The 12,096-nt window shown below is 59.2% G+C and carries 12 protein-coding genes; 4 read left to right on the top strand and 8 right to left on the bottom strand.

Annotated elements, in window-relative coordinates:
- Positions 1-451: 451 nt before the first annotated feature.
- Together O9Z63_RS07495 and O9Z63_RS07490 are read left to right on the top strand one after the other, a co-directional pair.
- Positions 452-895 carry an energy transducer TonB gene (locus O9Z63_RS07495; protein ID WP_270128680.1) on the top strand — a complete coding sequence of 148 codons (444 nt, stop codon included), beginning with the start codon at positions 452-454 and terminating at the stop codon, positions 893-895.
- Positions 896-1,177: 282 nt separating this feature from the next.
- Positions 1,178-2,860, top strand: coding sequence for a WG repeat-containing protein (locus O9Z63_RS07490; RefSeq protein ID WP_270128679.1), 1,683 nt, complete (start codon positions 1,178-1,180; stop codon positions 2,858-2,860).
- A gap of 520 nt (positions 2,861-3,380) precedes the next feature.
- Here O9Z63_RS07490 and O9Z63_RS07485 read toward each other — a convergent pair.
- Entirely contained in the window at positions 3,381-4,544 is a 1,164-nt protein-coding gene (locus O9Z63_RS07485) for an RsiV family protein (RefSeq protein ID WP_270128678.1), read from the bottom strand.
- A gap of 87 nt (positions 4,545-4,631) precedes the next feature.
- A complete protein-coding gene (locus O9Z63_RS07480; protein ID WP_270128677.1) occupies positions 4,632-5,213 on the bottom strand; it encodes a hypothetical protein in 582 nt (193 codons plus the stop codon).
- Positions 5,214-5,383: 170 nt separating this feature from the next.
- Between O9Z63_RS07480 and O9Z63_RS07475 the strand changes: the two genes are divergently transcribed.
- The gene (locus tag O9Z63_RS07475) at positions 5,384-5,818 is read left to right on the top strand and encodes a hypothetical protein (RefSeq protein WP_270128676.1); all 435 of its coding nucleotides are present in this window, start codon (positions 5,384-5,386) and stop codon (positions 5,816-5,818) included.
- 405 nt (positions 5,819-6,223) lie between these two features.
- Here O9Z63_RS07475 and O9Z63_RS07470 read toward each other — a convergent pair whose 3' ends face one another.
- The 4 genes from O9Z63_RS07470 to O9Z63_RS07455 form a co-directional block, all read right to left on the bottom strand.
- Complete coding sequence (locus O9Z63_RS07470; protein ID WP_270128675.1) at positions 6,224-7,009, bottom strand: hypothetical protein; 786 nt, start codon at positions 7,007-7,009, stop codon at positions 6,224-6,226.
- A gap of 375 nt (positions 7,010-7,384) precedes the next feature.
- Complete coding sequence (locus O9Z63_RS07465) at positions 7,385-7,987, bottom strand: hypothetical protein (RefSeq protein WP_270128674.1); 603 nt, start codon at positions 7,985-7,987, stop codon at positions 7,385-7,387.
- A gap of 77 nt (positions 7,988-8,064) precedes the next feature.
- Positions 8,065-8,703 carry a hypothetical protein gene (locus O9Z63_RS07460; protein WP_270128673.1) on the bottom strand — a complete coding sequence of 213 codons (639 nt, stop codon included), beginning with the start codon at positions 8,701-8,703 and terminating at the stop codon, positions 8,065-8,067.
- An 849-nt stretch (positions 8,704-9,552) separates the two neighbouring features.
- Positions 9,553-10,872, bottom strand: coding sequence for a tyrosine-type recombinase/integrase (locus O9Z63_RS07455; protein WP_270128672.1), 1,320 nt, complete (start codon positions 10,870-10,872; stop codon positions 9,553-9,555).
- Positions 10,873-11,186: 314 nt separating this feature from the next.
- Here O9Z63_RS07455 and O9Z63_RS07450 point away from each other — a divergent pair, with 314 nt between their 5' ends.
- Positions 11,187-11,411: a hypothetical protein gene (locus O9Z63_RS07450; RefSeq protein ID WP_270128671.1), complete on the top strand. Its 225-nt coding sequence runs from the start codon at positions 11,187-11,189 to the stop codon at positions 11,409-11,411.
- Here the strand turns inward: O9Z63_RS07450 and O9Z63_RS07445 are convergent.
- Entirely contained in the window at positions 11,392-11,745 is a 354-nt protein-coding gene (locus tag O9Z63_RS07445; protein ID WP_270128670.1) for a hypothetical protein, read from the bottom strand. The genes O9Z63_RS07450 and O9Z63_RS07445 overlap by 20 nt on opposite strands.
- 89 nt (positions 11,746-11,834) lie before the next feature.
- Positions 11,835-12,023, bottom strand: a complete 189-nt coding sequence (locus O9Z63_RS07440; RefSeq protein WP_270128669.1) for a hypothetical protein — start codon at positions 12,021-12,023, stop codon at positions 11,835-11,837.
- Positions 12,024-12,096 lie beyond the last annotated feature (73 nt).

Genomic DNA, 12,096 nt, shown 5'->3' with positions numbered 1-12,096 from the left:
ATGTATAAGCCAGCATGAAGTGGAGGCAATATACTGTGATAACGAGAACTGTAGCCACAATGCCAGAACCGTGGGGTCACCCGGCAGCAGCTACTTCCACCCGAAGACGATGGGCAGAGGCGGGCGCTCTGCCGGTATGGATGGGGCAAGGGCCAACATACTTAGCAGCTTGTTAACTCCAGTCTGACTTTCTGGTGGGGAGCTGATTACGTATTACCTAGTTAGCACTGTGCGTTCTCATGATGTCAGCTTTTGAAATCAGAGTGTCCTATTGCTGCTGCAGTTTCTGGAATGATCCTTTTAAACAGGAGAATAGCAAGTTTGCCCGTTTAGCGCCAGCCAGGACCACCTATACCGAAGAGCAGCGCCTCGGCTTACGATGACTTTCTCCCTTGTTGCCATCGGGGAGCTACCTTCGTGGCCACCAACTTCTTTTTTAATGGCTTATCCCATGACTCGTACCGTATTATTATCTTTTCTCCTGGCGTTTTATCCGCTGCTGAGTCATGGCCAAGGTAGCCCAGTCGCTACTCCGGCTGCTACCCGGCCCCTGTTCGACGCCGATTCCAGCCGCATCTACACCTTTGTTGAACAGAGTCCCACAGTCGTCCTGGAAGGCGGCTGGTCCGCCCTGCAGGACACGCTGAGTCGTCGCGTGCGTAAGCGGCTCGGTGCCAGCGCGCAGTCCATGAGTGGCCGCATAATCGTCAGCATCGTCATCGGTCCCCGGGGAGGGGTGTTCGAAAAAAAGGTGGTGCAAGGGCTGAATCCACAGGCCGATGCCGCCGCTCTGGCAGCGCTGGATAATCTGCCCCGATTCATACCCGGCAAGCAAAACGGTCAGCGGGTCGCCGTGCGCAAATCATTGCTAGTGCAGCTTCCGCCCCGGCCTTAGTGTGCGCAGCTCAAACGGAAGTATTTCTTGAGTTAGCACTCTTAGCGACTTATCCGACTCCACCTGCTGCCTGATGGGCTGGCCGCTTTCCGCCGTGCAGCAACGCGCCGTGAAGTTGCACTACAGTCAATCGGGCACGCTCATGGGGCTTCCATTGCTGCCTATTCTTCTTAATCCTATACTATGCGCTTAGCCATCCGATGGCTGCTTTTTCTGCAGTTAGCAGTTATTACTGCCGCCCCGGCCCAAGAGCTGTGCGATGCCAGCGGGCTTATTACGGACATGAACGCAGACGGGGCCTGGGCAGTACTGGACGCCCGGGGCCGGGTGGTCATTCCGTATGCCCAGCGGCCCGTGCGGGTGCTCACCAGCAGTCTGGTGAAGGTGGGCCATAATTCGGGCCCGGCCCGCTGGGCCGTGCTCAATCTGCAGGGCCGGCAGCTGCTACCCCAGGAGTATGAGGAAGTAGAATCCGCCGGCTGCGACCATATTCAGTTGCAGCAGGGCAATGAGACGCTGTTGCTTGACGCCCGCGGTCAGGTCGTGTACCGGGAGCCGGGCACGCACCACTTCACGGCGCTGCCCCGCTTTAACCGCCTGCTGGTGGCAGAGGTAGGCCGAAACCAAGTGACCGGCCCGGTGCGGATGCTGGAGTTAACGAGTAAGCGGGAAGTGTACACCCACCGGCCGGCCGCCGAGGCGGCTCCGCTATACCTGGACCTGACGCCTGCCAGGGGTGCCCAGCGCATTCGCTTGCTGCCCTTTCTCAAGATAACGACCATCATTCCCGGCAAAAATCAGGTGCAGCGCATCGAGCGAATTGTGAACTTGCAGGGCCAGGTGCTCTTCGACTCCCTCGACGCCGGCGTGGAGACCGGCCCTCAACAGCTGGTTTACCTGCGCCGCCGCGGGCACCCCGTCATCGTGACCGACACGCTGCTGCGTCCCCTGCCGGCCTTAAGCGGCTACGCATCCATCGTACCCACGGGGCCAGCAAGACGGTGGTTTGCCGTTGCTCGGGACGGTAAGTCAGGTTTGCTAGACGCCAGCGGCCGCCCGGTGGTGCCCACGCAGCAGACGGGCCAATTCTTCTACGTGGGCAACCGGCAGTTTTTGCTGCGCGACGTGCGCAACCGCCGTACGCATCTGGCCTTGTTCAGTCCTGAGCGGGGGCTGGTGGATGTGGGCGAGTACACCACCGGGCAGCCCCTGGACAGCACCCTGGCCCAGCCGCCGCTGGTGCTGCAGGATGAGCGCACCCATAAAAGCGGGCTCTACGACCTGCAGCGCGGATTTTTGATTCCACCCCGCTACGACGTGCTGCAACAGACCCCGCTGGGGTTTATCTTCTTCCAGCAGGATAGTGTCGGGTATTTAAGCCACTCAGGACAACTTCGCCTGCTTACGCCCGATTGCCAGCTGCTCTCCGAGTTCACCGAAGGTTACGCCGTGTGCGGCAAGCTGGTCCCCAATGCCTCCCGCGACCAATACCCGGGGGCGCAGCTCATCCATTCGGCCCAGGGCAGCACGGCCGTTCAGTATACCTATCAGGATGCAGCGGGCAAGCAGATTTCGGCGGACTATTTCGACTGGGTCGGCCCCTTTCACGGGGGCTACGCGCTGGTCCGCAAACACAATGAAAGCTACGGGATTGATACCAAAGGCCAGAAAGTGACGTACTCTGGTGGTCTGGTTCTAGCGTCTTACTTCCACCAAGGGGTGGCACTGGTGCGGCAGGGTAAGCTCTTTGGGTTGATTGATCAACGCGGACGGCTGGTGCTACCGGCCCGGTTCACGTCTATCGAAACGGAGCCGCAGTATGCGGGAAGTTCTAACCTCGTCGGCCAGCACCGAACGACTAATACGCTGGAGCCGGTGACCGTACCCCGTCTGCAGCAGGGACGCGTGCGAGTCGTAGATACCGCCGGTCAGTCTCAGTTACTGGAAATAGTTAGCGGGAAATAGTTAGCGGGAAATAGCCAGGGCCCAGGCTGCAGGGGTAGAGCGCGTGGTAGTTATGGAATGCCCTGGCAGTCAATGTATCACATACTAAGCCAAACGTACCGTTTGTTTTCCTTTACGCGTTAATTTTCCTTTTTCTCATGGCCCCTTTCAAAGGGGCGCGACCAGTCATGCGGTCTACCAGCAAGACGGACAAGTAGTATATGCTCGCCCGCTAGTGCTGCCGGCCTCCAGGCCCCATCCAGGCAGAGTGGAAGAACTTTTATGGCGAGATCCACTAGGCGATGTAGTTCACTTCAGGGCCTACCACTACCGAGAGCTATAGGTGGTGGTGATGGTGACGGCCACCAAACGAACCTACAATAGACGGGAAGCCGATAAGTTTCCCGCCTCATTCAAGATCTGGTAAAAGAGCGTGTTGCCTTTTTAATGCTCTCTTTTCCATGCTTTTTACCAGTGCGCTCGATTGAGAGGGCACGTGTGACGACGACCAATATCAGTTCGACCTGCTGATATTTCCTTGTCACTTATGTCGCGTAACTACCGCTGCCAGGGGCCCTGAGGGCCGAACCAGCCGGCGCAGGTCGGCGTAGCTGAGCTCCACGGATTGCGGGCCCATCACGTAGGGGGCTATGTCGTACTCGTTCCAGGTGAACTCCAGCCCAGCGGGAGTCAGCACAAACCCCTCTGCCGGCAACGGCACCAGTTGTTGCGGCCGCCCGGCCTCGTCCAGCCACCGCTGCTGGCCCTCAGCCTGCTCACCCCGGTAAAAGTCGCCGTAACTGGGATCGGCCAGTAGCCGTTTTGTTAGCAGCTGCCGCAGCGGCTGCTCGTAGCCGGGGCGCAGCAAATCGGCCAGACGCAGCCGGCTACCCGTCCGCAGGCCAAAGGTCATCGAGGTGAAGTGGTGGGTTGGGTGCGGGGTACCGAAGGCAAACACCACTTCCAGCGAAGTCACGGACAGCAGGTGGTCGGCATTGTAGCTTACCCAGGCCGATTTCTCGGTTTCGGTGCAGTCGCCCACGTTGTCGGCCACCTGCCGGACCACGTAGGCCTCCAGCTGTGCGGGGGGCACCGGCAACAGCAGCTGCTGGATCCGTTGGAGGGCGGGGCTGCTCCCGGCATCGAGCAACTGCACTCCTTGCAGCGAAAATTTCACGGTACGGCCCGGAATACCGCACACGGCAGAGTCGGCGGGCAGTTGGCCTTCGCGGCTGAACCCGACCTGCTCGTAGCGCACGGACCCGGCATAATCCTCCCGCAGCGAGAACGGCAGTTTTCGCCGGCCATTGGGGCTGCGCCAGTTGCCGCTGAGCACCGGGCCGGCGGGTTGCACCGCCTCCCAGGTGCCGCTGCTGGTTGCAGCGGTTCCTTCGCGCAGCCGCAGTGCCTGCCCCGGCCCCGGCGGCTGCGCCCGCAACGGCACCAGTTCACCATGGCGCGCATAGTAGTAGGAGCCGACCGTGGCGGTATCCTCGAAGGTCAGCTCAACTACCACCGGATAAGACCCTACCTGCCCGGTGTAGCGCCGCCACCCGCGGAAAGGAGCCGAGGCTGGCTTTTCCGTGGGGAATTGCCGGGCGGTTGGTGATGCGGGCGGATGTTGGGTTGGCTTATCAGTCTGACAGGCCATCAGCAAGGGCAACAGCAACAGGCCAACATACCGGCCAGATAGAGGTAGAGACATGATGGGGAATAAGCGTATTGATTACTCTACTGCCCATTTAGTGGCGCAGGCTGCAGAGTATGTAAACCGAGGAAAGATACGGTCACGTTAGCGGAAACTGGTCGTGCGGCTTTTCTCCAGCGTTTTGAGTAAGGTGATCAGATCGGGGCTTTCCGGGTAGCGGAAGTTCACAAAGTACCACTGCCCTGCTGTGCCGCCAACTTCTGCCAGCACGGCCCGCTGGCCCGCGGTGCCGGGAACCACGCGGCGAATCTCGACCATGTACGTCTGGCCCTTGCGAACTACTTTCCCTACGCGGTAATAGGGGTCTGGGTCCTGGCTGTTGAGGATCGGATCAAAGTCGAGGCCGACTAGGTCATGCGCGACCCTGGCCTGGGCGGTAGCATCGGCGCGGAGCCGGCGGCGCAACTCCGGGCTGAAGCAATTCGCCTTCTTCTCAAGGGCCGTCTGCCAGGTCCTGCCAGCGCCGCCCGTTGTGGCTTTGGGAAGATACCAGCCGTAAAACGCCTGCACGAACGTGCGCACAGAACTGGCAGTGCCGGCTACGCCTGCCTGTTGTGTCTGCCCGGCAAACGGCAGCAGTAGCCAGCAATATAAGAGTAGACTCCATTTTCTCATGGCCGGCCGCGAAATTTGCTGCTTAACTTCTGCTGAGTGATGTGTGCGCATCTTCCTGACGAATCGGCGAAAGATAGACGCAACGGCTTCTGCTTTCTTTACATGGCCTCACTCGCTGCTGATTTTTATCCCTTTCCTCCGCTTGATGATTTCCCATGACGACGTGTGATCTGCTGACCACCTACGAAAGAACCGGACAGCTAAACGAACAAGCTCTTGCAGTGTTAACGGACGAGGAGGACGAGTCGGAGGCGGGCCTGCGCCTCTACCACTGCTACCGACAACGCCTCAATATCACGTTTGCCCGCGCCCTGCTCACCACCCTAAGTGCCCGCTACATGCAGGCTTACACTCAGGGCGGTGGGGCCACGACGGAAGGGCTGCGCCTGGCCGGCTACCTTATCGCCCTGCACGGGGACGTGCGCGACGCCCTGCTGCTCTGGCGCACCAAGCAGCTGAGCTTTGACACGGCCTGCGAGTTCGACATTCAACTCGTCGCCTTTGCCGGCATTGAACAGACCTTGGACTACTTGCAGTCTGTGCCCGACCCCGACGCGGCCGCGGCCGTTGACTACTTACAACGGTGCCAGGCCGCCGGTGATTTTGATGAGCTGGCGGCGTACTTTTCCCCCGACAACCTGCCCTATTGGATATAATGCTCCAGGGTCCTAGCGAGTCACCCGATTGCCAGGCACCATCGTGGCCGCTTCGGGAAAGGCGAACCAGGGACTTGCTCCAATGGCTGATGCGTTGTCAATTATCTTGTCAGAATTCTTGACGGCCATAACTTGCCACATGTGGAAGCCGATTTTCTTAACCGCGGCCGGTGTGCTAGCTATTCCTGTCCTGCTGTTGCTGAGCCTGTGGCTGTACCGCGCAGGCGGTGGGCTCGTGGATGATCTTCAACACAGGTTTCTGCCTCTCCAGCTTTGATTCTCCTGTCTCGCCCATCCAATCTAGTAACTCGTTTACCGGTGGCACACACTACCGCTGCGGCCATAATACGTAGCGTTTAGGCAACACATGTGCTGTCTAGCCCACCTTGGTATTGGAAGGCGCCTTTAGTGAGAAGCTGGTACGGATACTAGAACCAGGATGCGTACCGATACGGGCTGACCGTTCATGCGGCCGGGATGTAGTAGCGGCAACTCTTCCACGGCTTGCAGCACTGCTGCCTCTGCCCGCGTGTGAGCGCCAGTCTCGGGTATTTCCCCGTACTGAATCTGGACTTGGAAGATACCTCCGTACGGGCCAACGATGAAGCTGACCGGAATTGTATCTGGTTGCAATTCTGTATGATCCAAATGGGGAGTTGCCGCGCGGCTGAGTAAGTGGGCCAACTCGTGGTACGACTCGTGCTGCTCAGGTCGGAACTCCGGTTTGCCGGTGAGGCTGGGCATCTGATCGGCTGTATAATACGGCTGGGTGGAATCCCGGCCCGCGTAAGGATGCGTGCGGGCAATGGCCTGTCGTTGAGCCAACGCAGCACGCGTAAGGGCTGCTCGCCGGGCCTTTATCCGCGCTTGCTCCTGCTCCTCAGCGGCCAGCTGGTCGGCAGGCGATACTGCACGGGTACTATGGCCACTCACTTCGTAGATAAAGAAAGACAGCACCTTCACCGGGGCTAGGCCCAGCAGGATGGCTAGCACGTGGCCGAATTTGCGGGAGAAGCATCCGGCAACCAGCCCGCAGAAACTTAGGAATAGACTAAAGAAAATCAGCAGGTAAGAGCCCTCCTGGAAGTCGTCCTGGCCTCTGGAGAAGGACATGAACTCGATTAGGATCACGCCCCCCACGACAGCGCAACTCCCCACCAGGCAAAGCACGAACAGGAGCAGGCTACTCATGCCCGAGGAGCGGGCGGGTAGTGAGTCGACAGGAGTAAGCATACGAGGCGGCATCAATGGGGTAAGGTAGTGGTGAGATGTGCGGCCCTCGAACTGTTAGGACTGATAAACGATAATAGGCTGACCAAAAGGCGTTAAATGTACTCCTGGGGCGGTAATTGCCGGCTTCAATGTTTGGGGGGTGTTTAATTTTCCTCACGCGGCGGCGGCTTAAAAACAGCCAAGTCCAGGTTAGTGGCGCAACTTGGGCTTCTGATAAGGTATTCCCGTTTTGTCGCAATGGCATGAGCTTCTGAACACCAGAACACTGCACGAACTGTCCAGGTCGTAGTGAGTGCAACAGGTTGGAAAATGTCTACCGAAACACTACGGGGTTTATGGTCTGGTAATTGGGGTGGACGAGAAAGTAATGGAAAGCGGCTTGCCTGAGGGCAGCACACAGCGAATTGATCCGCTTACGGTTCGGCTACCGGGGTCATACACCGACCGTCCCGTAGCCTGGGTAGCATCTCCCTGTTCAGTACTTACCCGCACTTTATTGGTTTCGTTAAGAAACTTCAAGTCCGGGCTAGCGGTGAAGTAGGCGCGTAGCCGGCCCTCGATGACCAAGTCGCCGGCTACGACCAGCAGCGGGTCCTGGTTATAGCGGGCTACCTCAATACGGCCTCGGCCCAGCGGGAACGGCAACAGGCCGGGTTGGTGGGCCGTGAGGCGAATTGGTGGCAAGTAACGCTCAACTGCCGCCGTCTGCCTCACCTGCCACTGCCGATACCAACTCCAACTCAGGAACCCAAAGAGCAGGAGCACAAGGATTCCTACGGTCCAGGCCACCACTTGCTTGACCACTGGTGGAATCCAGTCGCTGTGAAAAAAAGCGCGGAGCAGTCCCCAGGGAATGACCACAAACTTCACCAGACCCAGCGTCACGATAAAGAGAAAGGCTAAAAACCAGCATAAGACGAAAAATAAGCCTTCCATTCCTAGGGAGTATAGGGGCCACGATCTATTAAAGGCAATGTAAATGCTCTGATAACGTCCTTGCTGAGCCGGGGATCCTACCGATCAGTAGCATGCCGCTTGGCCAAGCGAAGACGATAGCTAGAGGGCTTTCCTGGCAAGTCCGTAGAGGCCTCCAGATAAGGAATAGTAGCTGTAGCATCGGTGTACAATGGATAGGCCCTAACGTTACTCCACGAGGGCTCCAACGTAACGATGAGCCGGGGTGAGTGGTCCGTGTTCAGGCTCCAACGCCCGCTGATGAGCGAATCAGATGCAAATTCCGGCAAATCGGCCTGCGCACGAAACGTGCTGTCGGCATACAATGAGAGGGTAAAAGTAGCACGGCGCAGGCAGGAGTCACTCATAGTCGGATCCAATGCATAGTCGCCCACCAGCCGTAGTTGTTGCGCTCGTTGCCTGGCAGAATAAGCCTGGTCGGCACGCCGTGAATACCACTCCGGCCAGAGCCATCCAGTCAGTAGCAATGTAGCCGGCGTCAGCAGTAGCAGGCCGCTCAGCCAACGACCAACATTCGTTCCCCACTCTAGCGACCCGTCGGAGCGGCGGACCGGTCGCCAGAGCAATCGTAAACCCAGGTAGGTTACTGCAGCCAGCAGCGCATAGCCAAGGTATTCAAGTGCAGCACCGATGGCTCCGATTCCTCGTAAAACATTCGATTCATCCAGTAACAGCATCGGGAGAGAGCGGCAGGATAAGGTGTAAGTCCGCAAGGCATTGGTCTACGGGTGCTGGCCGGTAGTACTCACGAGGGCATACCCGGAAATCACCGTCGTTTTTCGCAAGAAATCAACCAGGGCGAAGATAGTGGGTCACTGATTCCTGAAGGCAGCAAATGAGGCAATCTTTGGCACCTTCTCGGCCAAGCAGAAAGGTGGAGCAGATGGGTCGCCAAAACGGCCTTATGAGACAGCCGCCCCGCCCAGCTTCTCACTGCCCATACTTTCGGTTCCTGCTCTTGTGCTACTTCTTGAAGTACTGAATCAATAGCTTTTCCCATGCATCAGCTTCAGCACCTGATTGGTGAGGACGGGTAGCCCTTTGAGAGCCTGAATCGCCAGCGCCGTTAGGGCCGGGCGGCCAAAAAACTGGTGAATGAGACGGCCGGCCCTGATGTGCAGGCTCAAGAGGTTGCGCCAGGCCTGCGTGTATTGCTGCTCGGCTTGTTACTGTGCCCGATCACCAGTACATTATATCTTCGAACTCCTCTGCCACTTGCTTACCTATGCTATGTAAGCGCCTGTCAGTCGGGACGATGCTGGTGGGCTATGCCCTAGTGGAAACGATGGGCCTGCACTTGGTAGCCGTCCGCAGTTCCGCGCCGACAGTTTCGCCATTATCGTCAACCAAGCCCTGGTGGCCGGCCTGGGGATGCCGGACCCCGTGGGCCAACAGCTCGACGAGGCCCGCATCGTGGGCGTGGTCCGCGACTTGTATCCGCTACTTTGCCGGGCTGGCCATCTTCAGGGATCCTATCACACGACACCCCGACCCATTGAGTGAGTCGGGGTGTCGTGTGATAGGAATCAGGCGGCCGACGATTCCACGGTGCAGATGGTGTCGGCCGCTACCGCTACCGGTGCCGGCGTGGGCGCGTCATCCCAGATGCGGCGCATGGTCTGGTGCTGGAAATCCTCCACGATTTTGGCGTACACCAGCGTGGTCTTGATGCTGGCGTGGCCCAGGATCTTCTGTAGCACCTCCACCGGCATGCCGCGCAGCAGGCTCTGGGTGGCGAAGGTGTGGCGGGCCGTGTGCATCGTAATCAGCTCATGCTTGGGCCGCATGGACTTGATCACCTGCCCGGCCCGCACTTCCACCACTTCGACTCCGGCCGTGACGCTGGCCAGCTGACAGATACGCTTGAGGTAGCGGTTCATCACCTGGTTCTGGTACACCGGCAACAGGCGGGCATCCGGGCCCTCGCGCTCGGGGCCGGCGTATTTTTCCAGCAGTGCAGAGGCGGCGGCTGTCAGGTAGACGCTCACCCGGGTGCGGGTTTTGGTCTGGGTCAGACGCAGCACCCGGCCCGAGCCGTCGGGCAGGGCCTCCACGTTGCCGCCGTGCAGCTGCAGCACGTCGGAGTAGCGCAGGCCGGTGTAGCAGCAGAACAGAAACACGTCCCGCACGGGCGCCAGCGTGGTGGGCAGCACCGTCACGCGCAGCCGCTCCAGCTCCGGCCCGGTGAGGTAGACTTTCTCCGTATCCTGGCAGGCCACGCGCAGCTTACGGGGCTCCACGCTCACCGGCAGGCCCCGTTCATCGCGCAGGTAGCCGAAGAGCCGCCGCAGGTCTTTGCCCACGGTGTAGAGAGAATTGGGGCTAAGGGCCCGCTCGTGGCGCAGGTAAGCCAGCACCAGGTCGTGGGTGGCCAGGTCATACCCAGCCACCGTTAGCCGACGGTTGGCCCACTGCTCGAAGTCGCGCAGCCAGTTGGCCGTGACCAGGTAGTGGCGCAGCGTGTTCCACATCAGCCCGCGCCGGCGCATGACCTCGCGAAATTCCATGATTTCCGCTACCACCAGCCGCTCGGGAACGGGCGTGGGAGCCGGGGCCGGCCTCAGGGCATTTTTCAGGCCGGCTACGGTAGGGGTTTCGCCGGCAGCGCGTACGGCGCGCCACCAGGCCAGCACGTCGGTGGCCATGCGGGCCAGCAACGCGTTGGCGTCCTCGGCCAGTGGATAGGAGCGCCGGAACTGTTGCCGCTCGGTGTTCCAGTCGGCCGGTTTACACTTCTCGCCGGTGGCGCAGCGCAGGCGCAAGCCGTCGAAGTAAACCACCAAATGCACGGGGCACCGGCCCTTGCTGTCCTTTTTGTCGGTGCGAAGCGTGAATTGCGTCACCATACCGGTATGGGGGGCGTAAGGGGGGGCGTGACTCCCACCCAGAGTTGAAAGATTCGCGCCCAGAGAACCGAGTACCCCCAGACGCAAAAAAACCGGAAACCAGCTCTCGCAGCGCGAGGAGCAAGTTTCCGGGCATTCCGGTAGTGAATATGTGAGCCTCCTGTTGAAATCAGTACTTTACCGGGGCGTATCGTTATTCTCTGTATCCTACACGCAGAACCGGATTGTACTGCACCGGCTCAGCCCGGTTTCGGTGCCCACCGGTAGCGAGTTGCCGCCAAACGGGCACACCGGGCGGGCACACCGGCTACTCGGTGTGCCCGCGCCACTGCCACCAGCTCAAGAACTGCTTCGATCTGCTCGTCGGCTACCGCGGCCGCACGTTCATCTTGGAGGTGAAGGACCCGGCCCAGCCACCCAGCAAACGAAAGCTCACGGAGGGGGAGGAGGAGTTCCGGGCCAAATGGCGGGGCTCCCCCTACCACATCGTGGAAACGATAGAGGAAGCCCTGCGCATCGTTACAGCTTCGGGCCCTTGATGAAGACTAGTGTGCTCAGGCTGTAAGTAGCTGCGGACGTTCCACCCTGCAGACTAGCTCCCGTAATTGTGCTCTGCAGCACATAGCCTTGCTGGTAGAGTTTGGAAATGACGCTGTGATACCCTTTGGCCGCACTTGCATTTTCGCTGGCGGAGTTACCAGCTACAAAATCAATTACCTCGGGCTTTTCAGCACCCCGCTCAATGACCAAATGAGCACCCTTTAAGGATTCATGAACCCGCACGATAATCACCGCCGGATCATCTGCCACAGCGAAAGCAGGCGAGCTACCTAGCACCAGCAGGCAGCCCACGATATAGAATAGTTTTTTCATGCCCGCCAAGATAGGAGCCAGCGCGCCTACAACCAGGTGCAGGACGCCGGCAAGGAGTACCAACTGACCGTCATCCGCCTTATCCCGCTCTAATCTATGTCCGGCTTACTCACTTCTTGCTGCTCATCCAACTTCTCCAAGTCCTGCAATTCTTCCAGAATCAGACTGGGCGTGAACAGCCCTGTCACGGCAATTAGGTCTTCCAGCTTGGGAAGGAAAGACGATTCGTTTTCAGGCGATTCGGGCTGCTGCGGGTGCTCTGGGTTGGCCGTATTCATTTCGGCAAGAAGCTAAAAATCTGTTAAACATCCCCTCGCTCCCTCACCACCGTTGCTATGCTCAATGCACTTT

The organism is Hymenobacter yonginensis, from assembly GCF_027625995.1.
Classification (GTDB): domain Bacteria; phylum Bacteroidota; class Bacteroidia; order Cytophagales; family Hymenobacteraceae; genus Hymenobacter; species Hymenobacter yonginensis.
Note: the sequence above shows the minus strand (reverse complement) of the source record. Positions and strands in the feature narration are given on the sequence as shown.

Coding starts and splice junctions, on each gene's coding strand:
- O9Z63_RS07440 (WP_270128669.1), bottom strand. CDS start 12,023: ATGAATACGGCCAACCCAGAGCACCCGCAGCAGCCCGAATCGCCTGAA.
- O9Z63_RS07445 (WP_270128670.1), bottom strand. CDS start 11,745: ATGAAAAAACTATTCTATATCGTGGGCTGCCTGCTGGTGCTAGGTAGC.
- O9Z63_RS07490 (WP_270128679.1), top strand. CDS start 1,178: ATGAACGCAGACGGGGCCTGGGCAGTACTGGACGCCCGGGGCCGGGTG.
- O9Z63_RS07480 (WP_270128677.1), bottom strand. CDS start 5,213: ATGCGCACACATCACTCAGCAGAAGTTAAGCAGCAAATTTCGCGGCCG.
- O9Z63_RS07485 (WP_270128678.1), bottom strand. CDS start 4,544: ATGTCTCTACCTCTATCTGGCCGGTATGTTGGCCTGTTGCTGTTGCCC.
- O9Z63_RS07455 (WP_270128672.1), bottom strand. CDS start 10,872: ATGGTGACGCAATTCACGCTTCGCACCGACAAAAAGGACAGCAAGGGC.
- O9Z63_RS07470 (WP_270128675.1), bottom strand. CDS start 7,009: ATGAGTAGCCTGCTCCTGTTCGTGCTTTGCCTGGTGGGGAGTTGCGCT.
- O9Z63_RS07460 (WP_270128673.1), bottom strand. CDS start 8,703: ATGCTGTTACTGGATGAATCGAATGTTTTACGAGGAATCGGAGCCATC.
- O9Z63_RS07495 (WP_270128680.1), top strand. CDS start 452: ATGACTCGTACCGTATTATTATCTTTTCTCCTGGCGTTTTATCCGCTG.
- O9Z63_RS07465 (WP_270128674.1), bottom strand. CDS start 7,987: ATGGAAGGCTTATTTTTCGTCTTATGCTGGTTTTTAGCCTTTCTCTTT.